Origin of the sequence: Methylobacterium sp. 4-46, from assembly GCF_000019365.1 — a bacterium.
GTDB lineage: Bacteria > Pseudomonadota > Alphaproteobacteria > Rhizobiales > Beijerinckiaceae > Methylobacterium.
Window position 1 is genome coordinate 5,837,886 of record NC_010511.1, and the last position, 22,806, is coordinate 5,860,691.

Consider the following 22,806-nt stretch of genomic DNA (forward strand, 5'->3'; position numbering starts at 1 on the left):
GCGTCGCGGTTCTGTTCATGTCCCGCTCAGGCCCGATCGTGCTTGATCCCGCCAACGATTGGCGTCTCAGGAGAATTCGTCGTGCGCATAGCCCAGATCGCCCCCCTCGCAGAGGCCGTGCCGCCCAAGTTCTACGGAGGCACCGAACGTGTGGTCTCGTGGCTGACGGAGGAGCTGGTGCGCCAGGGCCACGACGTGACCCTGTTCGCGAGCGGCGACTCGGAGACGAGCGCCAAGCTGGTCGCCTGCGCCCCCGAGGGCCTGCGCCTCGCCGGCATCCGCGACCACGTGGCGAGCCACCTCGCCATGCTCTACCACCTGCGCCGGCGGGCGGACGAATTCGACATCATCCACTTCCACATCGACCTCCTGCAGTATCCGCTGTTCGAGGACCTGAACCACAAGTGCGTCACGACCCTGCACGGGCGCCTCGACGTGCCGGACTTCATGCCGGTCTACCGGACCTTCACGGGCATGCCGCTCGTGTCGATCTCCGACCACCAGCGCGGCCCGATGCCGTCGAACGCCAACTGGCTGGCGACGATCCATCACGGCCTGCCGGCGGAGAACTGCCGCTTCTCGGCCGCGCCGAGGGACGGCGGCTACCTCGCCTTCCTGGGCCGCATCTCGCCCGAGAAGCGCCCCGACCGCGCCATCGAGATGGCCAAGCGCTCCGGCGTCAAGCTCAAGATCGCCGCCAAGGTCGACAAGGCCGACCAGGAATACTGGGACGAGGTCATCGAGCCGATGACCCATCACCCGCTCATCGAGTATATCGGTGAGATCAACGAGGACCAGAAGCACGAGTTTCTCGGCAACGCCCTGGCGCTCGCCTTCCCGATCGACTGGCCGGAGCCGTTCGGCCTGGTGATGATCGAGGCGATGTCGGCGGGCACGCCGGTGATCGCGTGGCGCAACGGCTCCGTGCCGGAAGTCATCAAGGACGGCGTGTCGGGCGTCCTGGTCGAGTCCATGGACGAGGCCGTGGCCGCCGTCGAGACCGTGAAGGGCATGAGCCGCCAGGCGGTGCGCCGCTACTTCGACACGCGCTTCACCGCGACCGTGATGGCCAACACCTACCTCAACGCCTACGAGTCGCTGATCGCCGCTGACGCGGCGGCGATCAAGCTGCCGGGCCTGCGCCCCGAGATCGGGGCGGGCGCCGCGAACGGCGTGCACGGGGCGAAGCCGGCCGGCCTCTGGCCGCTCTGACCCGATCCGTCCCGTGCGGGACGGCGTCCCGTCCCGTGCGGGACGGCGAAAGGCCCGGCCTCCCCGCGGAGGCCGGGCCTTCTTGCGTGTGATCGCCGTCCGGACGTGATCGTCCGGACGGCGTCTGAGCCGGGCTCAGGTCGGGAAAGCCGCCTCGCGGCGTCCTGCCCCTGGCGCGGGCCGCAGGATGGCCCACATTGGCGGGCCTATGGGGGCGCAGTGATTCGGGCCGCGCGCCCGACGCGTCCTGCCCTCGAGACCTGGAGACCCGCCCCGATGGCCGCGACCGTGCAGGAGAGGAGCCCCTTTCCCGGCGTCCCCGACGACGAGCCCCTGCCCCAGTACCACATCGAGGCCCAGACCTCCCTGGTCGAGCGGCCCCTGCGCTCTCTCAAGCACGGCGACGCGTTCGCGGTGCTGGACAGCTACGGCGACATCGGGGTCTTCCCCGGGCCCGAGGGCCTGTACTTCCAGGACACCCGGTTCCTGTCGCGCCTCCAGCTCACGGTGGAGGGCCAGCGCCCGCTCCTGCTCGGCTCGGTGATCCAGGACGACAACGGCGCGCTCTCGGTCGACATGACCACGCCCGACATCCGCCTCGACGCGGGCGACGAGACCTCGATCCCGCGCGAGATCATCGCCCTCGACCGCACCAAGTTCATGTTCCGGGGCACCTGCTACGACCGGATCGGGCTGCGCAACTACGACACCCGGCCCCGGCACCTGCGCCTCGCCCTGACCTTCGACGCGGATTTCCGCGACCTGTTCGAGGTCCGCGGCGCCACCCGCGAGCGGCGCGGCCAGCGCAGCGTCGTGGTCACGCGGCCCGACGAGGTCACCTTCCGCTACCAGGGCCTCGACAACCGGCTGCGCACCACCCGCCTGCGCTTCGGCCCCGCCCCGACCGTGATCGAGCCGCACCGGGCCGAGTTCGAGATCCGCCTCGCCCCCGGCGGCCGGGCCTCGATCTTCGTGCGGGCGGTGTTCGATGCGAGCGACGTCAAGGCCGACGCGCTGGTCGCCGTGACCGGCAGCGCCCTGCCCACCTCCTCCCCGGTCTACCCCAACCCGCGCCGCGAGGAGGGCCACGCCAAGGGCGAGGGCATGGCCTTCGCGCTGGCCTACCGCGACGCGCGCCGCGACCTGCGCGCGGCCACCGCCGACATCACCACCATCGAGAGCTCGAACGACCAGTTCAACGAGGCGGCCTGCCGGGCCACCGCCGACCTCTACATGCTGGCGACCCGCACGACCCACGGGATCTACCCCTACGCGGGCATCCCCTGGTACAGCACGGTGTTCGGCCGCGACGGCATCATCACGGCGATGATGACGCTCTGGATCGACCCCAACATCGCCAGGGGCGTGCTGCGCTACCTCGCGGCGACCCAGGCGAGGACCAACAACCCGGCGGCCGATGCCCAGCCGGGCAAGATCCTGCACGAGACCCGCCACGGCGAGATGGCCAATCTCGGCGAGGTGCCCTTCGCGCTCTACTACGGCACGATCGACGCGACGCCGCTCTTCGTGATGCTGGCCGGCCAGTATTTCGAGCAGACCGGCGACAGGGCGACCGTCCAGGCGATCTGGCCGAACATCCTGGCCGCCCTCGAATGGATCGACACCTACGGCGACCGGGACGGCGACGGCTTCGTCGAGTACGCCCGGGAGACCGACAAGGGCCTCGCCAACCAGGGCTGGAAGGACAGCCACGACTCGATCTTCCACGCGGACGGCCGCATGGCCCAGGGCCCGATCGCGCTCTGCGAAGTGCAGGGCTACGTCTACGCCGCCAAGCGCGCCGCCTCGAAGCTCGCGGGCGTGCTCGGCCACGTCGCCCTGTCGGAGCGCCTGAAGGACGCCGCCGAGCGCCTGCGGACCGCCTTCGACCGGGCGTTCTACTTGCCGGAGATCGGCACCTACGCCCTCGCCCTCGACGGGGAGAAGCGCCCCTGCGCGGTGCGGGCCTCCAATGCCGGCCACGCCCTCTTCACCGGCATCGCGCTGCCCGAGCGGGCGGCGAGCGTCGCCGAGGTGCTGATGTCCAAGGACGGGTTCAACGGCTGGGGCGTGCGCACGATCGCGCAGGGCGAGGCGCGCTACAACCCGATGTCCTACCACAACGGCTCGATCTGGCCGCACGACAACGCCATCGTGGCGCTGGGCCTCGCCCGCTACGGCCACAAGGCGGCGGCGGCGCGGGTCTTCGAGGGCCAGCACGGCGCGTCGCTCTACCAGGACGGGCGGCGGCTGCCGGAACTGTTCTGCGGCTTCAGCCAGCGCAACCAGCGCGGGCCCACCAATTACCCGGTGGCCTGCAGCCCGCAGGCCTGGGCGGCCGCGGCGCCCTTCGCCTTCCTGGCCGCCTGCCTCGGCCTCGAACTGCGCCACGACCGCAACCGGATCCGCTTCCGCGACCCGATCCTGCCGGGCTTCCTCGACCGGGTGCTGATCCGCAACCTGAAGCTCGGCCCCTCCCGCGTCGACCTCCTGCTCCACCGCCACGGCCCCGACGTGACGGTCAACGTCCTGCGCCGCAAGGGCGACGCGCAGGTGGTGCTGATGAAGTGAGCGGCGAGTTCGGCCTGCGCCCCGGCGAGGAGGGCATCCCCCTCCCCGCCGAATTCGACGCCGGCCTCCACTTCATCGGGCGCCTGCGCACCCCCTGGACGCGCCGCGAGGAATGCCCGCGCAACGCGGCGCAGTCGGACGCCGCCTGCACGGTCGAGCTCGATCCGCGCTTCGCCCCGGGCCTCCTCGCCCTCGACGGCACGACCCACCTGATCCTCCTCTACTGGATGGACCGGGCGCCGCGCTCGCTGCTGGTGCAGCGCCCCCGCCACGCCGCCGGCCCGCGCGGCACCTTCGCGCTGCGCTCGCCGGCGCGGCCGAACCCGATCGCCCTCGCGGTCGTCGACCTCCTCGGCATCGCCGGGCACCGGCTCACCGTGCGCGGCCTCGACTGCCTCGACGGGACCCCGCTCCTCGACATCAAGCCCTACTTCGCCTCGACCGACTCAAAGCCCGGGGCGCGGGTCGGCTGGCACGAGGCCTGAGGGCGGCGGCCGGGGCAGTCCAGGCCGCGTCGCGGCGGCCGGCAGCGCTCCGTCAGGCCGGATGGTCTGACTTCCCGCTTCCGTTGCTGAGGCGGCCTGGTCTTGTCCGCGCCGCATCGGAGACCTGCCATGTCTGCGCCGCCGCGGCCCTAATCTTCGAAGCGCGCCTGCATCGAACTAGGCGCGACGACTTCTGAAGGGTTCAGATGAGTTACATTTTATCAAACAGTCGCCGATAGAACCGGATCCGTCTGTATCGATATTTGGTCTTGCCTATGCGGATCCGAAGCAAGCTGCTCGCCCTCATGGGCGCGCTCGGGGGCGTGACGCTCCTGGTGGCGGCGCTGGCCGTGCACTTCCTGGCGGCGGTCGGCGGCGACCTGGAAGCGGTGCGGGCGACCTCGACCCGGGCGCTCTACAGCGAGCGGCTGAACCGCCTCGTCACGGCCGCCGTGATGGAGTCCCGCGGGATCTACGCCGCGAAGGACGTCGCGGAGGCGCGGCCCTTCGCGGACGGGCTCGTGGCCTCGCTCGACGCGGTCGACGCGCTCCTCGCCCGCTGGACCCCCCTCGTCCCGGACGAGGAAAGGCCCCTGCTCGAGGCGGTGGTCAAGGGGGCGGCGGCCTTCCGGAGCTTCCGGCTCGAGACGGTGCGGCTCGCCCGCGAGGTCTCGCCCCAGGCCGCGGCCCTGCAGGGCAACAACGAGGCGAACCGGGCCAACCGCAAGGCCTTCCAGGTCAGCATCGACGCGCTGACCGCCCACAGCCAGGATTCCGTCGCGGCGATCGAGGGGCAGGCGCGGCGCCTCGCCGACGACCGCATGCGGCTGCTGCTCGGGCTCGCCCTCGGCGGAGCGCTGGCCTCGGTCGCGCTCGGGGCCCTGGTGGCCCAGCGCCAGATCGGGCGGCCGCTGCAGCAGGTCACGGCGGCGATCCGGGCCCTCGCCGCGGGCGAGGTGCGGCTGCCGCAGGCGGTGCGGCGCCGGGACGAGATCGGCGAGATCTGGGCCAGCATGGCGGTCTTCGCCGAGGCGATGCGCGAGGCCGAGACCCTGCGCGGCCGGGAGGCCGAGGGCGAGCGCCGGGCGAGCGCCGAGCGCCGGGCGCAGCAGGCCGCCCTCGGGCAGCGCTTCGAGGAGAGCGTCGGGGGCTTGGTGAGGCAGGTCGCGGCGGCGGCGCGGGCGATGGAGGATCAGGCCCGCACGCTGGTGGAGACCGCCGACGTGGCGACCCGCGACGCGCAGATCGTGTCCGGGGCGGCGCAGCGGACCTCGTCGCACGTGGCGACCGTGGCGGCGGCCACGGAGGAGATGTCGGCCTCGATCCAGGAGATCGTCGAGCGGGTCGACGCCTCCTCGCAGGTGGCCGGCCAGGCGCAGGAGGATGCCCGCCGCACCGATGCCAGCGTGCAGCAGCTGGCGGCGAGCGCCGAGCGGATCAGCCGCGTCGTGGCGGTGATCTCCGACATCGCGGCGCAGACGAACCTGCTGGCCTTGAACGCCACGATCGAGGCGGCGCGGGCCGGCGAGGCGGGCCGCGGCTTCGCGGTCGTCGCCGCCGAGGTGAAGAGCCTCGCCGGGCAGACCGCCCGGGCGACGGAGGAGATCGCCGGTCATATCGGCGAGATCCAGGCCGCCACGCGGGCGGCGGTGGCGGATCTCGGCCGCATCGGCGGCGTGATCGCCACGATGTCGGGCGCGGCGGGCGCCATCGCGGCGGCCGTCTCGCAGCAGGGCGGCGCGACCCGCGAGATCGCCCGCAGCGCGCAGGAGGCCGCCGCCGGGACCGCGCAGGTGACGCAGACCGTGACCGAGCTGCACCGCGGCGCGGGCCTGACGGGCGACGCGGCCGCCCGGGTGCTGGAGGCCGCCAACGCGGTGTCGGACTGCTCCGACACCCTCACCCGCGAGGTGAGCGGCTTCCTCTCGGCCCTCTCCGCCGCGTGAGGCTCGCGGCGCAGGTCGTTGACGGCGTCATCCGACGCTCACGCGGCGACGGGGGCGGGGCCGTCCGCCCCGTGTCGGGTGACGCGATCTCCGCCTGATCGGTTCGGACTTGCGCCGCGCCTGGGCACGATCCTGGCTCTCGGCGGTCCGTCCCGATTGGCGCCGGATGGGCGCCGGACGGCGATGCCGGACCGATCAGGCGAGTACCGTAGGGCGAGATCCGCCGCGAGCGACCGCCGGGGCCGGGCAGGGTCCGCCCCGCATCAGCCCCGCGCGGCGGCCCGTCGCAGCCAGGCCCGCAGGGCGGCCGCCCGCGCGCGCCACGCCCCCGAGCGCCGCAGGGCGGCCGCCAGGGCGGCGACCGGCGGGCCGCCCGGCGCCGAGGCCGCGAAGCCGACGATCTCGCTGCGCCCCGGATAGAGGTCCGCCAGGACGCGGCTGTCCTGCGTCGCCGAATCGAGCCGGTCGGCCTCGGATCCCTCGTGCAGGGCGCGGACGATCTCCGCCTCCAGCAGGGCGCCGGGCGCGAAGGCGGCGTAGCGCTCGTCGTAGGCCGTCTTCAGGAGGAACACGGTCCGGCGGCAGGTCAGCGCCACGCTCGCGGCGATCGGCACGCCGTCGAGGCGCAGCAGGTCCGCCCGGGCGGTGACCGGCCCCTCGCCCGCCCCGAACAGATCGGCCGCCAAGGCGGCCGTGGCGGGGCGGCTCGCCAGCGCGGTGCCGACCCGGCCCTTCCAGCCGGCCCGCTCCAGGGCGAGGAAGGCCGCGCAGGCGGCGCCGAGGTCGCCCGCCGGCCCGACCGTCTCGAAGCGCACGGCGCCGAGCGCGTCGAGGCGCCGCCGCCGCCGCCGCAGGTCCTTGACCCGGTTGCGGCTCGGCGCCGCGGCGAGGCAGGCGGCGTGGTCCGGGAAACGGTCGAGGACCGGCCGCGCGAAGCGCGAGACGGTCTCGACGCCCCAGCCTGCCTCCGCCATCGCGGCGAGGAGCCCGGCGCCGGCGGGCGTGCCCGCGGGCAGGAGCGGCCAGCGCCAGCTGTCCGAGACGCGCGCGAGGCCCGCCACCAGCGCCGCGAGGGCGGGCGCGAAAGCGGCGCCCTCGGCGACGAGGGGCGCCGTCGCCGTGATGATCGGGGCGGTGAAGGGCGCGGCGCTCCTTCGCAGCATCGGGCGCGCGGGCCGGATCGGCAGCAGCGCCAGCAGCGCCGGCCCGTCCCGGACGACCACGCAGGCGAGGTCCGGCGGGGCGAGCCCGTGGGCGAGGTGGGCCGCGATCATGCGCCGGCCGTAATCCGGCGAGGGCGCCGCCGCGCGCGCGACGAGGGCGTCCCAGGCGGCGGGGTCGAGGGAGGCGGCCGGGACGATCTCGGGCGCGAGCGAGGCGGAGGCGCCGCGCGGGGAGAACGGGGCGTTCACGGGGCGGCCTCGGGACGGGTGGGGCCGATGGCCGCCGTGGCGAGGCCGAGGCGCCGCCGCGCGGCCAGGGCCAGGAGGAGGCCGCGCAGCGCGACGACGAGGGCGGCGGCGAGCGCCGCCCCGAGCACCCCGAGGGGCGGCACCAGGGCCAGCATCAGGGCGACCGTGAGGACGAGGAGCGCGCCCGTGAGGGCCGCGCAGAGGCGCTCGGCCCCGAGCATGCTCAGCACGTCCTCCGCCGGGCCGAAGGCGGCCGCCAGGGCGTGCCCGGCGACCAGGAGCGCGAGGAGCGGCAGCCCGGCCCGGAAATCGGCGCCGAACAGCCCGAGCAGCACGGGCGCCGCGGCCAGGATCGCGAGCCCCGTCGCCAGGACGGCGAGGAGCGTCAGGCGCGCCCAGTGCCGCACGAGGCGCGCGAGGCCGGCCCGGTCGCCCCGGGCCTGCGCCTCCGCGAAGCGCGGGGCCGCGACCGCGGAGGCCGCGTAGGCGACGAAGGCCACGACCTGCACGAGGCGGGTCGCCGCGAAGTAGAGCCCGACCGCCTCGGGGGGCAGCAGGAAGCCGAGCACCAGAACGTCCGCGAAGTTGAAGCCCGAGCCGGCCAAGTCGACGAGGGCGAGCGGCAGGGCGGTGCGCATCCAGCCGCGCCACGGATAGGCGCCCGGGCCGGGCGGCAGCAGGCGCGCGAGGCGCCCCAGGAGCGCGGCCCCCTGCAGCGCCAGGGAGAGGGCGGTGGCGGCCAGCATGCAGGCGACCGCGGTCGCGGCGAGCGGGGGCGCCCCTGCGGCCACCGCGGCCAGCATCGCCGCCGCCAGCAGCGCCTGCCGCAGCAGGTAGGGCGGCGCGATGGCCAGCAGGGTCCAGGTCTGGCCCCGCGCGACGCCCTCGCAGAAATCCTGCAGGGCGACGAGCGGCAGGACCAGGGCGCCGAGCAGCAGCGGCCCGCGCAGGCCGGGCTCCACGAGGCCCGGCGCGAGGGCGAGGAGGGCGGCTCCGGTCCCGGCGAGCAGCGTCCCGGCGGCCAGGGAGAGCGCGGCCCCGAACACCAGGAAGCCCCGCCCCCGCGCCGCCGTCCCCGTCGCCCGGTATTCCGGCAGGAAGCGGGAGGCCGCCTGCGACAGGCCCCAGGTGGAGGCGTGGCCGAGGAGCGCCGTCCAGACCCAGACCGCCGCGAAGATCCCGTACTCGGCGGGCCCCATGGCCCGCGCCATCAGCACCTGGGCGAGGAGCGCGCAGCCCGCGGCGGCGACCCGCACGCCGAACACCGCGACGGCCATGCGCGCGAGGCCCGCCACGGAAGCCGACGCGTCGCTGAGAGAGGCCCCGGCCGCCATGGGGAACACCTGGTGGGCGCGACTTGGCGATGCGCCGCCGCAACGGCGAGTTTAGGGGCCGGGGATTGCGCGCGGGTTAAGCCGATCGGAGGGATTCGGCCAGGGCCGACCGCGCCTGCCGGCGCCGGCCCGGCGCGCCGCGTCCGGGGCCGCCGGCGCCGACGGTCGGGCTGTCCGCGCGGGGCAGGTCGGGGCGCGGGCGGCGGATCACGGGCTGCGCGGCAGCCTGGTCTGGCGGTCCTGACCGGGCCGCGCCCGCTCCGGATGCCGCGGCCGGAGCGGGACCCGCCCTCAGGCGGCCCGCGCCGCCTCGGCCGGCGCGTGCACGACGGGCACGGCCGGTGAGCCCTCCCACTCGCTGTCGGAGGGGATCGACTCGCCCTTCATGATCACGGTGAGCGGGCGCAGCCGGGCGAAGTCGCCGACCTCGGTGTCATACAGCACCGTCGCGAAGGCGCCGACCGTCACCCCCCGCCCGAGCGCCACCCGCCCGACCTTCATCACCCGGTCCTCGTAGAGGTGGGTCTGGAGCGCCGACATCCGGTTGATCGCGGAATAATCCCCGATCGTCACGCAGTCGAACTCGGTGATGTCCGTGGCGAGCAGGCAGACGCCCTGGCCCGTGCGGGTGCCGAACAGGCGCAGCACCCAGGGCAGGAAGGGCGTGCCCATCAGGTGCTCCAGCAACACCCGGCCGGCGAGGCCCCAGTACATCACCGCCACCGCCTCCGTGCGCATCGCCCACCACGACCACATCGGGTGCATGCCCGGCCGGTAGGCGCCCATCAGCAGCCACTTCACGGCGATCACCACCAGCGTCTGCACCACCGCGATCACCACGCTGGTGACCACGAAGCTCACCGCCAGCCCGAGCCAGTCCCCGGCCAGGATCGCCGGGTAGAACACGAAATCGATGGCGATGATCGCGCAGGTGATGAACAGCATCGGCGAGAAGGACGAGGTGAAGGCCTCGAACACCCCGCGCCCGATCCGCGGCCAGATCCCCGGCTCGAAGGTCTGGCGCTGGCCGAGATCGACCTTCTGGCGGGTCGGCAGCTTGATCGGCGGCGAGCCGAACCAGGTCTCGCCGGGGCCCATCCGCGCGTTGCCCGGCGGCTTCGACTTGATGCCGATGAGCACGTCGTCCGGGATCACGGTGCCGGGCGGCACCACCGCGTCGTTGCCGACGAAGACCCGCGACCCGGTGCTGACGGGCGCGAGGTGCATGTAGCCGTGGCGCACCTCCTCCTCGCCGTACACGACCTCGTCGGCGATGAAGTTGCGCGCGCCCACCTCGGCGAGGTCGTAGCGCCCCGCGAGGTTGGTGGAGATCTCGGCCCCGAGCCCCATCCCGGCCCCCATCAGCCGGTACCACGCCCGCATATAGACCGTGGCGAAGAGCGAGGAGAGCGTCTCCAGCATCACCTCGGCGGCGAGCGCCACCGCCCATTTGCGCAGGTACACGCCGCTGTCGACCGGGTAGCTGCCGGCCCGCAGGCGCGGCAGGACCAGCCAGCGGATCGCCGCGATCAGGAACACCGTCGCGGCCGTCATCAGCATGGCGGTCGGCCAGGTCAGGAGCGGCAGGTAGAGGTGGTAGTCGACGTCGGTCAGGGTCGCGAGCGAGTCGCTGATCTGGTCGAAGATGTAGAAGGCCGGGAAGATCGGCAGCAGGCCGATGGCCGGGACGCCCGCGAGCAGCGCCGCGTAGGTCACGAAGAAGGCGGCGCGGCGGGGTCTCGACACGGGCGGCGGCTGCGGGATGGCCGAGAGGTCGACCGTGCCGACCTTGCGGCCGGGCGAACCGTCCCAGATCTCGGCGCGGCCCACCACCGTGCCGGCCGGCACCGTCGTCAGGTCGCCGATCTCGCAGAAATCCTCCAGCCGGGCGCCGTGGCCGATGACGCAGGACGTGCCGACCGCGACGTTCTCCCCGATCACGACCGGGCCGATCACCAGCTCGTCGCCGACGATCTCCGCGTTGGCGATGACGAGGCGCCCGCCCAGCGAGGCGCCGCGCCCGACGCTGAGCAGGTCCGCCGCCCCGACGTCGATGTCCGAGATGATCGCGTCCTTGCCGATCCGGGCGCCGAGCAGCCGCAGGTAGATGCGGATCATCGGCGAGCCCTGCAGCCACTTGACGTGGACCAGGGGCGTCAGGCGCTGGGTCAGCCACCAGCGGAAATAGTAGGTGCCCCAGAGCGGGTAGCGCCCGGGCCGGGTGCGGCCGAGCACCAGCCACTTGGCGGCGATCGCGGTGAGCGCCGTGACCGCGTTGAGCCCCATATAGACGAGGAGCAGCACCGCCATCTCCTCGAAGAAGCCGAGGTCGCCGCCCGTGATCAGCAGGTAGGTGACGAAGATGCCGAGCCACTGCGCGGTGGAGAGGGCGATGATGAAGGGCAGCACCGCCGCCTGGGCGAGGCCGCAGAGGAAGCGGCGCCGGAGGGGCGGCGGCGCGAAGGAGAGATCCCGCGTTGCGGCCTCGGTGCCGACCCCGCCGGTCCGCGCGATCAGGCTCTCGGCCATCGCCCGCAGGGTGCGGTGCGCGTAGACGTCCTGGAGGGTGATCGAGGCCAGGACCGGCACCTCGCGCACGGCGCCGACGAAGCGCGCGGCGAGGAGCGAGTGGCCGCCGAGGTCGGAGAAGAAATCCGCCTCGAAGGGAATCGCGACGTTGCCGAAGGCGCGCTTGGCCGCGACGAGGAGCGCCGCCTCGGTCTCGTTCGCCGGCTCCTCCTGCTCGCCCGTGGAGGCCGGGGCGGTGAGGGGCGCGGCGCGCAGCGCCTTGCGGTCGACCTTGCCGGAGGCGGCCAGGATCGGCAGCGAGGCCGTCACCTCGAAATGGCCGGGCACCATGTAGGGCGGCATGGTCGCGGCGAGCGCCGCGCGCAGGCGCGGCGTCTCGATCTCCGCCCCGCGCTCCGGCACCAGGAAGGCCACCAGCCGGTCCACCCCGTCGTCCTGGCGCAGCACGACGGCGGCCTGCCCGATCCCGGGCTGCGCCCGGATCCGCGCCTCGATCTCGCCGAGCTCCACCCGGAAGCCGCGGATCTTCACTTGGTCGTCGATGCGGCCGTGGAAGAGGATGCGCCCCTGCGGGTCGAGGGAGACGGCGTCGCCCGAGCGGTAGAGCACCGGGTCGGAGCCGTCGCCGCCGTAGGGGTTGGGGATGAACTTCTCCCGCGTCAGCTCCGGCCGGGCGAGGTAGCCCGCGGCGATCCCGGGGCCGCCGATCAGGAGCTCGCCCTGCACGCCCGGGCCGACCAGGGCGAGGTGCTCGTCCGCGATATAGGCGGTGTAGTTGGCGATCGGCCCGCCGATCGTGACGGGGTCGCCCGGCCGGATCTCGGCCGCGGTGGCGACCACGGTCGCCTCGGTCGGCCCGTAGGTGTTGAACAGCCGCCGGGTCGGGGTGGCCCAGCGGGCGACCAGGGGCTCGGGCAGCGCCTCGCCGCCGAGCAGGATCAGCCGCAGACCCGGCACGTCCTGCGTCATCAGGGCGAGCAGGGTCGGCACCGTGTCGAGCACCGTGATCCCGTTCGCCGCGAGGAGGCCGGGCAGGGCCTCGGCGTCGCCCATCATGGCGGGGCTCGCCACGAACAGGGTCGCGCCGACGAGGTAGGGGACCCAGATCTCCTCCATCGAGAGGTCGAAGGCGACCGAGGCGCCCTGGAACACCACGTCGTCCTCGGTGAGGCCGTAGAGGTCGTTGGCCGAGCGCAGGAAGTGGCAGATGTTGCGGTGGCTGATGACGATGCCCTTGGGCACGCCGGTCGAGCCCGAGGTGTAGATCAGGTAGGCCGGATGCTCCGGCGTCAGGCCCGCGGCGCGCAGGTCGGGGGCCGGGCCCGGCGCCTCGCCGGCGATCTCCGCCGGGGTGAGCGCCTGCGTGCCCGCGGGGGCCTGGCCCTTCAGGGACTCCGACACGAGGATCGCCTTGGCGGCGGCGTCATCCAGGCAGACCGCGACGCGGTCGGCCGGCGCCTCGGCGTCGAAGGGCAGCCAGGCGGCGCCCGCCTTGGTGATGCCGATCTGCGCCACCAGCAGCTCGGGCGAGCGCGCCATCCACAGGCCGACCACGTCGCCCGGGCCGATGCCGCGGGCGGAGAGCCCGCTCGCGATCGCGTCCGAGCGGGCGTCGACCTCGGCGTAGGAGAGGCGCGTCTTCCGGGCGCTCGCCCCGTCGATGAGGGCCGGATGGCCGCCGCGGCGGCGCGCCGTGTCGCGGAACAGCTCGGCCAGCACCTCGTCGCGGAGGAGGTCCGGCCGCGCGGCGCCGCGCAGAACCGCCCGGTGAGCGGTCTCGGCGGAGGTCGAACGGGCGATCCCGGCGGTCTGACTCATGCTCTGCTCCACGGCCCCGGGCCGATGCGCGCCGCCCCGTCCGGGACGGCGTCCCGCGCGCTCGCGGGCGGTCCGGCCTGCGAGGCAACGCGCGCGACCCGAATTCGTACGATTCTGGCGCGGTCGCGCAACGGCCCAGGATCATCCGGCCGGATGTCCCTCCGATGAACGGCCCCGGGCCGCGGTGGCTTACCCTCTCGGGCGCCGGGCCGTCCACCCGCCACGCCGCATTCGCGCGGCCCCGCCCCGTCATCCGGACCTGTCCGGTCCGGCGGACCTGTCCGGCCCGGCGGACCTCTCCGGTCCGGGCCGCGTGCCGATCCGCCGCGCATCAGATCCAGCGAGGGCCGGCCGCGTCGATGACCAGCACGCGGCCCTGCCAGATGTCGCGATGGGGCGCCTCGGCGGGCGAGGCGTGCCCGCCCGCGACCAGCACCGCCCGGGCGACGCCCCCGTGCGCCACCATCACGGTCGGCCCGTCGAGTCCGTCGAGGACCGGGCGCACCCGCGCGAGGAGCATCGCGTAGCTCTCCGCCCCCTCCCCCGGCGGGCGATGGCCCCAGCGGTCGTGGTTGCGCGCCGCGTAGCCGCGCGGGTCCGCGACGCGGATCTCCCGCAGGGTGCGGCCCTCCCAGGCCCCGAAGCCGAGTTCCTTCAGGCGGGGATCGGTGGCGTAGGCCTCCGGGGCGAGCCCGAGCCGGCGGCGCAGGGTCTCCATGGTCTGGCGGGTGCGCGTGAGCGGGCTCGCCAGGTAGGCGGCCTCCGGCGCCCCCGCGCCGAGCAGGGCGGCGAGGCGCTCGCCCACCGCCTCGGCCTGGGCGAAGCCCCTCGGATTCAGGGGCGTGTCGCGCTGGCCCTGGAGGCGGCCCTCGGCATTCCAATCGGTCTCGCCATGGCGCACAAAGTAGAGCGGGGGACGGCTCATTCCCGGCCGCTCCCCGGCGCGGAACGCCGTCCGGACGGTTCCGTTAACGATCGCATCCCGCTCTCCCCGGTGCACGCTCCCCGATGGCGAAGAACAAGCCCAACCGCAAGCCTGAGCCGGCGCCGGTGCCGCACGGGCCGCACCCGCACTCCTCCGCCTGGGCCGCCGCGGCGGCGGAATTCGAGGCGCGGAGCCCCGGCTCGATGGCGGCCTACGCGGCCGCCCGGCCGGTGCCCGGGCCCGGCCTCGCCGTGGTGCGGCCGGACGCGCCCTTCTCCCTCGCGGCCATCGACCCGAACGCGCCCAAGGACGCCGACAAAGAGGCCGCCGTGACCGCCCTCGCGGTCGAGCGGGCCCGGATCCAGGCCTTCCAGGAGCGCCTCTACGCCGAGCACCACCGCAGCCTGCTCGTCGTGCTGCAGGCGATCGACACCGGCGGCAAGGACGGCACCATCCGGCACGTCCTCGAAGGGGTGAACCCGCAGGGCTGCCAAGTCTGGTCCTTCAAGACGCCGAGCCGGGAGGAGCTCGATCACGACTTCCTCTGGCGCTACCACCAGCACACGCCGGGCCGCGGCATGATCACGGTGTTCAACCGCAGCCACTACGAGGACGTGCTGATCGTGCGGGTCAAGAAGCTGGTGCCCGAGCCGGTCTGGTGCGAGCGCTACGGCCTCATCAACGATTTCGAGCGGCTCCTGACCCTGTCGGGCACCACGGTGCTCAAGTTCTTCCTGCACATCTCCCGCGACGAGCAGAAACGCCGGCTGGAGAGCCGGCTCAAGGACCCGCAGAAGCGCTGGAAGTTCGACCCCGCCGACCTCGTCGAGCGGGAGGCCTGGGACGATTACCAGGCCGCCTTCCAGGACGCGCTCACGCGCTGCGCCACCGACCACGCCCCCTGGTACGTGGTCCCGGCGAACCAGAAGTGGTTCCGCAACCTCATCGTGGCGCGCACCATCGCGGACACGCTCGAAGCGATGAACCCGCAATATCCGAAGCCGCCCGAGGAACTCGACAGCATCACCGTGCCGGATTGAGCCGACCTGTACGGAGATCTTGCGGAGATCATCGAGGAGATCGGCCGGGTAATCCATTCTCGTTCGTGGCCGATGCGGACGAAACCACAACATCACGCCCCGACTTGAGGATTTCTCCGGAAAGGGAGCGGCTCTGCGGCGAGGCGGGAAGGTCTCGCGCACTAAACTTCTCCCGCGACGCGTTGCTTCGGCAGCTGTTGACACCGTCCGATACGGGCGTAACCTCGGTTCTCGCGGGCGCGGTGGCGAAACTCTCGTCGCGCAGCATCGATGATGGGCGGGCGCAGGGGCGGCGCCTCTGCGGCATGGATCGCTGCGGGGCTCTCCCCTGTTCGGGCCTGCGCGGGCGGCGCCTCGGCGGATGCCGGTCCGAGACCGAGAGCCCGCGGCGAAGGTCAGTCTCGAAAGGCCCTGAGGGGCGCGCGGCGGGCCGGACCCGGCCGCGCGGCCCGACGCGAGGGGGCGCCGATGGGTCACGCCAGCGATCACCGTGACGAGGGGCCGCGCGCGCCCCTCTCCCGGGCCTGGGACGGGGTCCTGCGCTGGCTGCGGGTGCTCTGGGTCTGCCGGGCGAGCGCGGCCAGCGCCCTTGCCGGCCTCGTCCTGTTCACGCTCGCCGGCCCCGCCCGGGACCTGTTCATGGAGAGCCAGCCCTACGGCCTCTACTGGACCGGGTTCTTCGCCATGGTCCTGGCCTGGGCCCTGATCGTCCACTACGCGGCGCGCAAGGTGCTGGAGCAGCAGGCCTGGGCCGAGCCCGGGACCCCGCTGCCGCTCGCCGGGGCCTGCCGGCACGCCCTCGCCGAGCGCTACCGCTGGCCCGCCGCCTGGGTGCCGCGCCTCCTCGGCCTCCTGTGCCTCGTCGCGGTGTGGCTCGGCATCGCGGGCGCGGCCGCCGACCTCGCCCCGGCGCGAAGGGCCCTCGACCTGCCGGATCCGCGGCGCCTCCTGGGATTCCTGGCCGTCGTCGCGGTGCTGTACGCGGCCTACGTGGTCCTGCGGCGGCGGCTGGCCGAGCCGGGGCTGCGCCGGGAGCCCTGGCCGGCCTACCTGCACGACGTCGTCACCGGGGAGGGCGGCAGCCTCCTCAGCGAGCCGACCCCGTTCTGGTTCTTCGCCCTCGCGACGCCCGAGGGGCGGCGCCGGCGCGGCGGCGGGGCCGGCGTCAGGGGGGACGCCGTCGCCTTCCTCCTGCTGGCCTTCCTGGTCGTCGTCTGGGGCATCGCCGTCGCGCTGCCCGGGCTGGTCGAGACCGTCACGCCCCGCGCCCTGTTCGTGGTGCTGATGCTGGGCCTGCCCGTGTCGCTGCTCGCCTTCCTGTCGGCGCTCTCACACGCCCTGCGCCTGCCGGTGATCGCGCTCCTCGTCCTCGGCCTCTTCCTCGGGACGGGCGCCGTCCGCGACTTCCACGACCTGAGGCGCCTCGACGGGCCCGGGACGGTCCGCCCGGGGCTGAGGGAGGCGATGGAGCGCTGGCTGCGCCTCAATTGCCGCCCGGACGACCCGCAACCCTGCCGGGCGCGGCCGGTCATCCTGGCGAGCGCGGGCGGGGCGAGCCGGGCCGCCTTCTTCACCGCCACCGTGGTGGGCGACATCCTGGCGGACGGGCGCGTCGACCTGCGCCGGCGGCTCTTCGCGATCTCGGGCGTGTCGGGCGGCTCGGTCGGCGCGGCCTTCATCCGGGCGGCGCTGGACGACGCCCGGCCGGACGGCGGCGCGCCCTGCGGGCGGGTCGGCCGCGCCTGGTTCCGCCACGACGCGCGCCCGACCGGGCCCTATACCTGGAAGGAGTGCCTGCAGGCCCTGACCGCCGGGGACTTCCTGTCGCGCCCCTTCGTGGGCCTGGCCTTCCGCGACCTGTTCGGCTTCCCGCTCCACGACCTCGTGGGGATGGCCGACCGGGCCGTCCTGCTGGAGAGGGCCTTCGAGGACCAGTACCGGGCGCTGGTCGGGCCGGAGGGGAGCCGGGACGGCGGGCTGGCGCGGGCGCTCGGGGAGGAACCGGTGGGGCCGGAGCGTTGGGCGCCGCGCCTCATCCTCAACACGACCTCGGTGCTGGACGGCCGCCGCTCCCTCGTCTCCGACCTGCTGCCGTTCCGGTGCGACGGGGGCGCGGACGCGCCCCTGTTCCCGACCGCCGTCGACCTGTTCGAGACCCTCGGCGCCGGGCGAAGCTGCGCGGACGGGGCGCCGGCTGCGACCGGCGCGGTGGCGGCCCTGCGCCTGTCCTCGGCCGCGACGGCGAGCGCCCGCTTCCCGGTGATCTCGCCCCACGCCGTGATCCGCAGGCGCGCCGAGGCGGCCGGGTCGCTCGGGGACGCGGTCGACCTTCTGGTCGATGGCGGCTACTTCGAGAATGACGGGTTGACCACGGCGCGCCAGCTCGCCGAGGCCATGCAGGCGGTGTGGCCGGGCTTCCCGAAGGCCGTCATCCTGCACGTCACCAACAACCCGACCTCGGAATCCTCCGGCGGAGGCGACGTGGCGCAACGCTCGCCGCGGCGGCAGGAATTCGTCGACGGCCTCCTGGCCCCGTTCAGGACCATCCTGGCGACCCGCGACGGCCACGCGGCGGTCGCCCTCTGGACCGCCCAGCACGCCTCATCGGCGGTCGAGGAGGTGCTGTCGTTCCAGGTCTACGACGCGGTGGCGCCGGGCGCGAAGGAACCCGGCTGCGCCCTCGCGCGCGCGCCGGAGACGGCCCGGGGCGGCGGGTCGGTCGACCGCATCAAGGACCTGTCGATGAGCTGGTGGCTGTCGGGCGCCGTCCAGGCCTACCTCGACAGCCAGCTCTGCCACCCGGCGAACCGGGCCGCCTACGGGCGGCTGCTGACGCATCTCGGCATTCCGTGAGGCCCCCGGCGCGGGGGACCGGGCGGCCGGCCCGCCGCGCCGGCGCGCGAGCGCCGCTCTGGGCCCCAGCGCCAAACTGACGTAAGGTCATGCGAGGGCGCGCGGCGCCGCGACGGAGCTCATCCCATGACCGCCAACCGGTGCGTGCTCGCCGGGATCGTGACCTATCACCCCGATCCGTTCGAACTCACCCGGCTCGTCGGGCGGATCGCGCCCCAGGTCGAGGAGATCCTGATCGTCGCCAATTCCGACCTGCCGGACGCCCTCGCGGCGCAACTCGGCGAGGTGTCCGGGCCGACGCCGCTGCGCGTGCGGCGCGCCGCGGGCAACGAGGGGCTCGGCGCCGCCTATAACGGGCTCGCCTCGCGGGCGCGGGCGGGCGGGTTCGGCTTCGTGCTCCTCCTCGACCAGGACAGCCTGCCCGGGCCGGGCTGCGTCGCCGCCCTGCGGGCCGGGTTCGCGGCGCTCGAGGCGGCGGGCGAGCGGCCGGCCCTGCTGGGGCCGCGGCCGGTCGGGCCGGGCGGCGCGCCCCTGAAGGCGCCGCCCCCGCTCGCCGGCCGCGCGGCGGAGGGCCGCCTCGTCCCGGTGGCCTTCGCGATCTCGTCCGGATCGCTGATCCGCCGCGAGGCCCTCGACGCGGTCGGCCCGTTCCGCAGCGACTTCTTCATTGACGGGATCGACGTCGAGTGGTGCCTGCGGGCCGCCGCCGCCGGGTTCACGGTCTGGCGGGCGGAGGACGAGCCGATGGCGCACGCCCTCGGGCGCGGGGTGATCCGGCTCCCCTTCGGGCTGCGTCTCGCCGACCAGCCGCCCGCGCGCGTCTACACGGCGATCCGCAACCAGCTCGCGCTGCTGCGGCTCGCCCACGTGCCGGCGCGCCTCAAGGCCCGGATGCTGCTGGCCCTGCCGCTCCGGATCGCCGCCTACCTGGTCCGGGCGCGGGCCTCGCGCGAGATCCGCTCGGCGCTCTGGTGCGCGGTGCGGGACGGCGCGACCCTCCGGCTCGGGCCCCCGGGCCGCCGGTTCCGGCCCGCGCCGGCCGGGCACCGGGTCGCGGCGGGCGGCCGCGCCGGGCAGCCGCGCCGGTCCTGACGCGGGCTACACGTCGAGGTTGGCGACGTTCAGCGCATTCTCCTGGATGAACTCGCGGCGCGGCTCGACCACGTCGCCCATCAGCTTCACGAACAGGTCGTCGGCGTCGGTCGTGTCCTTGACCTTGACCTGCAGCAGCGAGCGCACGTCGCGGTCGAGGGTCGTCTCCCAGAGCTGCTGGGCGGTCATCTCGCCCAGGCCCTTGTAGCGCTGGAGCTGGAGGCCCTTGCGGCCGAGCGCCATCGTGGTCTCGAACAGGGCCACGGGGCCGTGCAGCACGACCTCCTCGCCCTTGCGCTGCAGGGTGACCGGCGCGTCGTAGATCTGGCGCAGGGAATCCGTGCGCTCGTCGAGGCGGCGGGCCTCCTGCGAGGAGATCAGCGCCTCGTCGAGCACCGCCACCTGCCGCACGCCGCGCAGGGTCCGCGACAGGACGTAGCCGCCGGCCCGCGCCTCGCCCTCCCAGCCGCGCTCGATCTCGTCCGAGAGGGCGTTGAGCCGCCGGGCGACCTCGTCGGCCACGACCTCCGCCTCGGCCGGGTTCTCGGCCAGCGCCGGGCGCAGCGCCCCGGCGATCGCCGCCTGCTCGACCACGGTGCGGTCGTAGCGGGTGTGGAGCCCGTGCAGGATGGTGCGCACCCCGCGCGCCTCGTCGACCAGCGCCTTGAGCTGCGGACCCGCGAAGGCGACGCCGGTGGCGAGCCGCAGGGAGGCGCCCTCGACGCCGCCGTCGATCAGGTAATCCTCCAGCGCGCGCTCGTCCTTCAGGTAGAGGTGCGAGCGCCCCTTCGAGGCTTTGTAGAGCGGCGGCTGCGCGATGTAGAGGTGCCCGCGCTCGATCAGCTCCGGCATCTGCCGGAAGAAGAAGGTGAGCAGCAGGGTGCGGATGTGCGAGCCGTCGACGTCCGCGTCCGTCATGATGATGATGCGGTGGTAGCGCAGCTTGTCGGGGTTGAACTCTTCGCGGCCGATGCCGGTGCCGAGCGCCGTGATCAGCGTCCCGATCTCCTGGCTCGACAGCATCTTGTCGAAGCGGGCGCGCTCGACGTTGAGGATCTTGCCGCGCAGCGGCAGCACCGCCTGGAAGGTGCGGTCGCGGCCCTGCTTGGCCGAGCCGCCGGCCGAGTCGCCCTCGACGAGCAGGATCTCGCACTTCGACGGGTCGCGCTCCTGGCAATCGGCGAGCTTGCCCGGCAGCGAGGCGATGTCGAGGGCGCCCTTGCGGCGGGTGAGCTCGCGGGCCTTGCGGGCGGCCTCGCGGGCGGCGGCGGCCTCGGCCACCTTGCCCACGATGGTGCGCGCCTCGCCCGGATTCTCCTCCAGCCAGTTCGACAATCCCTCGCCGAGCACCGCCTCGACGACCGGGCGGACCTCGGAGGAGACCAGCTTGTCCTTGGTCTGCGAGGAGAATTTCGGGTCCGGCACCTTCACCGAGATGATCGCGGTCAGGCCCTCGCGGCAATCGTCGCCCGTGAGCGTGACCTTCTCCTTCTTGGCGATGCCGGAGGATTCGGCGTAGCCGGTGATCTGGCGCGTCAGCGCCGCCCGGAACCCCGCCATGTGGGTGCCGCCGTCCCGCTGCGGGATGTTGTTGGTGAAGGGCAGCACCGTCTCGTGATAGCTGTCGTTCCACCACAGGGCGACTTCGACGCTGATCCCGTCGCGCTCGGCGCGGACCACCACCGGCTTGGCGACGAGCGGCGTCTTGGTGCGGTCGAGGTAGCGCACGAAGGCCTCGACGCCGCCCTCGTAGACCAGTTCCTCGCGCTTGTGCTCGGCGTGGCGGGCGTCGGTCAGCACGATGCGCACGCCCGAATTCAGGAAGGCGAGTTCGCGCAGGCGCTTCTCCAGCGTCGCGTAGTCGAACTCGACCATCGAGAAGGTCTCGGTCGAGGGCAGGAAGGTGACCTCGGTGCCGCGCCGGTCCCCGGCCGGGCCGACGACGGCGAGCGGCGCCACCGCGTCGCCGTGGCGGAACTCCATCGCGTGCTCCTGGCCGCCGCGCCAGATGCGCAGGCGCAGCCAGGTCGAGAGCGCGTTCACCACCGAGACGCCGACCCCGTGCAGGCCGCCCGAGACCTTGTAGGAGTTCTGGTCGAACTTCCCGCCCGCGTGGAGCTGGGTCATGATGACCTCGGCGGCCGAGACCCCCTCCTCCGCGTGGATGTCGGTGGGAATGCCGCGGCCATTGTCCGAGACCGTGCAGGAGCCGTCCGGGTTGAGCGTCACGGTCACCAGCGTGGCGTGGCCGGCCAGGGCCTCGTCGATGGCGTTGTCGACGACCTCGTAGACCATGTGGTGCAGGCCCGAGCCGTCGTCGGTGTCGCCGATATACATGCCGGGCCGCTTGCGCACCGCGTCGAGGCCCTTGAGGACCTTGATGGAATCGGCGCCGTAGGTGTCGGGGGTCAGATCGCGGGCGGGTTCGGCCATGTCGGTTCCTGATCGGGCGGGCGCCGGGGGCGTGGGACGCCGGAAGGGGGAGCGCCGCCGCAACAATTGTCGAGTCTTAGATAAGCATTCCGCGTTGAGATTGCACCGGTTTCGGGCGCCGCAGGGGCGCCCGGACCGGTATCGCAATCCCCGGTTAAGGGGGCGGAAATTCAGGCCCTGAGGCCGCCCCGGCTCGCCGCGTCGAGGCGCGCGACGGCGGCCGGGTCGAGGGTGAGCCGCGCCCCGGCGATCAGCTCGTCGAGCTGGGCCACCGAGGTGGCGCTGGCGATCGGCGCGGTGAGGCCGGGCCGCGCCACCAGCCAGGCGATCGCGACCTGCGCGGGCGTGGCGCCGTGCGCCTGCGCGACCGCGTCGAGCTCGCGCAGGAGCGCGAAGCCCTTCGGGGTGAGGTAGGGCGAGACGCGCCCCTCGCGGGCGCGGCCGGCGGCGGCCCCCGCCTCGCGGTACTTGCCGGTCAGGAAGCCGGCCGCCAGGGAGAAGTAGGAGATCACGCCGATCCCCTCCCGGCGGCAGAGCGGCTCCAGCTCCGCCTCGTAGCCGCGCTCGGCGAGGCTGTATTCCGGCTGCAGGCACTCGTAGCGCGGCAGGCCGGTCCGGGCCGCGACGGCGAGGGCCTCCCGCAGCCGCGCGGCGGAGAAGTTCGAGGCGCCGATCGCCCGCACCTTGCCGGCCCGGATCAGCCGGTCGTAGGCGCCGAGCGTCTCCTCGATCGGCGTCTCGGGATCGTCCTCGTGGGACTGGTAGAGGTCGATGCGGTCGGTGCGCAGGCGGCGCAGCGATTCCTCGACGGCGCGCGCGATGGAGGCGCCGCTCAGGCCCTTGCGGGCCTCGCCCGCCGGGCCCTCCCCCATGTCCATGCCGACCTTGGTGGCGAGCACGATGCGGTCGCGGCAGCCGCGCGATTCCATCCAGCGCCCGAGGATCGTCTCGGATTCGCCGCCGGCGTGGCCCGGCACCCAGCGCGAGTAGATGTCGGCGGTGTCGATGAAGGTGAAGCCCTGGTCGAGCAGCCGGTCGAGGATGGCGAAGGAGGTCGGCTCGTCCGCGGTCCAGCCGAGGACGTTGCCGCCGAAGCAGAGCGGCGGGACGGAGAGGCCCGAGCGGCCGAGGGGACGAAGCTCCATGGGGTGAAGGC

Annotated in this window: 13 protein-coding genes; 7 read left to right on the top strand and 6 right to left on the bottom strand. The window is 74.0% G+C overall.

Features of this window, described 5'->3' with window-relative positions; all coding sequences use genetic code 11:
• Positions 1-81 precede the first annotated feature (81 nt).
• The 4 genes from M446_RS25665 (at position 82) to M446_RS25680 (ending at position 6,214) form a co-directional block, all read left to right on the top strand.
• Positions 82-1,212: a glycosyltransferase family 4 protein gene (locus M446_RS25665; protein WP_012335025.1), complete on the top strand. Its 1,131-nt coding sequence runs from the start codon at positions 82-84 to the stop codon at positions 1,210-1,212.
• A 276-nt stretch (positions 1,213-1,488) separates the two neighbouring features.
• Positions 1,489-3,783, top strand: a complete 2,295-nt coding sequence (locus M446_RS25670) for an amylo-alpha-1,6-glucosidase (protein WP_012335026.1) — start codon at positions 1,489-1,491, stop codon at positions 3,781-3,783.
• On the top strand, positions 3,780-4,268 hold the full coding sequence (gene tsaA, locus M446_RS25675; RefSeq protein WP_012335027.1) for a tRNA (N6-threonylcarbamoyladenosine(37)-N6)-methyltransferase TrmO: 489 nt from the start codon (positions 3,780-3,782) through the stop codon (positions 4,266-4,268). Before M446_RS25670 ends, tsaA begins: the two co-directional genes overlap by 4 nt.
• 275 nt (positions 4,269-4,543) lie before the next feature.
• Positions 4,544-6,214, top strand: a complete 1,671-nt coding sequence (locus M446_RS25680) for a methyl-accepting chemotaxis protein (protein ID WP_012335028.1) — start codon at positions 4,544-4,546, stop codon at positions 6,212-6,214.
• A gap of 263 nt (positions 6,215-6,477) precedes the next feature.
• Here the strand turns inward: M446_RS25680 and M446_RS25685 are convergent, their stop codons facing one another.
• From M446_RS25685 to M446_RS25700, 4 genes are all read right to left on the bottom strand, one after another.
• Positions 6,478-7,626 (bottom strand): GNAT family N-acetyltransferase, encoded by a 1,149-nt coding sequence (locus M446_RS25685; RefSeq protein WP_012335029.1) that lies wholly within the window; start codon positions 7,624-7,626, stop codon positions 6,478-6,480.
• Positions 7,623-8,960 carry a lipopolysaccharide biosynthesis protein gene (locus M446_RS25690; RefSeq protein ID WP_012335030.1) on the bottom strand — a complete coding sequence of 446 codons (1,338 nt, stop codon included), beginning with the start codon at positions 8,958-8,960 and terminating at the stop codon, positions 7,623-7,625. The genes M446_RS25685 and M446_RS25690 overlap by 4 nt, the downstream gene beginning before the upstream one ends.
• 291 nt (positions 8,961-9,251) lie before the next feature.
• Entirely contained in the window at positions 9,252-13,307 is a 4,056-nt protein-coding gene (locus tag M446_RS25695; RefSeq protein WP_012335031.1) for a Pls/PosA family non-ribosomal peptide synthetase, read from the bottom strand.
• 331 nt (positions 13,308-13,638) lie between these two features.
• Complete coding sequence (locus M446_RS25700; RefSeq protein WP_012335032.1) at positions 13,639-14,232, bottom strand: histidine phosphatase family protein; 594 nt, start codon at positions 14,230-14,232, stop codon at positions 13,639-13,641.
• Positions 14,233-14,315: 83 nt separating this feature from the next.
• Between M446_RS25700 and M446_RS25705 the strand changes: the two genes are divergently transcribed.
• The 3 genes from M446_RS25705 (at position 14,316) to M446_RS25715 (ending at position 19,217) form a co-directional block, all read left to right on the top strand.
• Entirely contained in the window at positions 14,316-15,272 is a 957-nt protein-coding gene (locus M446_RS25705) for a polyphosphate kinase 2 family protein (protein WP_012335033.1), read from the top strand.
• Positions 15,273-15,740: 468 nt separating this feature from the next.
• The gene (locus M446_RS25710) at positions 15,741-18,125 is read left to right on the top strand and encodes a hypothetical protein (RefSeq protein WP_012335034.1); all 2,385 of its coding nucleotides are present in this window, start codon (positions 15,741-15,743) and stop codon (positions 18,123-18,125) included.
• Between the two features lie 126 nt (positions 18,126-18,251).
• Positions 18,252-19,217 carry a glycosyltransferase gene (locus tag M446_RS25715; RefSeq protein ID WP_012335035.1) on the top strand — a complete coding sequence of 322 codons (966 nt, stop codon included), beginning with the start codon at positions 18,252-18,254 and terminating at the stop codon, positions 19,215-19,217.
• 6 nt (positions 19,218-19,223) lie between these two features.
• Here the strand turns inward: M446_RS25715 and gyrB are convergent, their stop codons facing one another.
• Together gyrB and M446_RS25725 are read right to left on the bottom strand one after the other, a co-directional pair.
• The gene (gene gyrB / locus M446_RS25720) at positions 19,224-21,650 is read right to left on the bottom strand and encodes a DNA topoisomerase (ATP-hydrolyzing) subunit B (protein ID WP_012335036.1); all 2,427 of its coding nucleotides are present in this window, start codon (positions 21,648-21,650) and stop codon (positions 19,224-19,226) included.
• 170 nt (positions 21,651-21,820) lie between these two features.
• Positions 21,821-22,795, bottom strand: a complete 975-nt coding sequence (locus tag M446_RS25725; RefSeq protein ID WP_012335037.1) for an aldo/keto reductase — start codon at positions 22,793-22,795, stop codon at positions 21,821-21,823.
• Positions 22,796-22,806: the final 11 nt, after the last annotated feature.

Coding starts and splice junctions, on each gene's coding strand:
- M446_RS25670 (WP_012335026.1), top strand. CDS start 1,489: ATGGCCGCGACCGTGCAGGAGAGGAGCCCCTTTCCCGGCGTCCCCGAC.
- M446_RS25680 (WP_012335028.1), top strand. CDS start 4,544: ATGCGGATCCGAAGCAAGCTGCTCGCCCTCATGGGCGCGCTCGGGGGC.
- M446_RS25690 (WP_012335030.1), bottom strand. CDS start 8,960: ATGGCGGCCGGGGCCTCTCTCAGCGACGCGTCGGCTTCCGTGGCGGGC.
- M446_RS25695 (WP_012335031.1), bottom strand. CDS start 13,307: ATGAGTCAGACCGCCGGGATCGCCCGTTCGACCTCCGCCGAGACCGCT.
- M446_RS25700 (WP_012335032.1), bottom strand. CDS start 14,232: ATGAGCCGTCCCCCGCTCTACTTTGTGCGCCATGGCGAGACCGATTGG.
- M446_RS25705 (WP_012335033.1), top strand. CDS start 14,316: ATGGCGAAGAACAAGCCCAACCGCAAGCCTGAGCCGGCGCCGGTGCCG.
- M446_RS25710 (WP_012335034.1), top strand. CDS start 15,741: ATGGGTCACGCCAGCGATCACCGTGACGAGGGGCCGCGCGCGCCCCTC.
- M446_RS25715 (WP_012335035.1), top strand. CDS start 18,252: ATGACCGCCAACCGGTGCGTGCTCGCCGGGATCGTGACCTATCACCCC.
- gyrB (WP_012335036.1), bottom strand. CDS start 21,650: ATGGCCGAACCCGCCCGCGATCTGACCCCCGACACCTACGGCGCCGAT.
- M446_RS25725 (WP_012335037.1), bottom strand. CDS start 22,795: ATGGAGCTTCGTCCCCTCGGCCGCTCGGGCCTCTCCGTCCCGCCGCTC.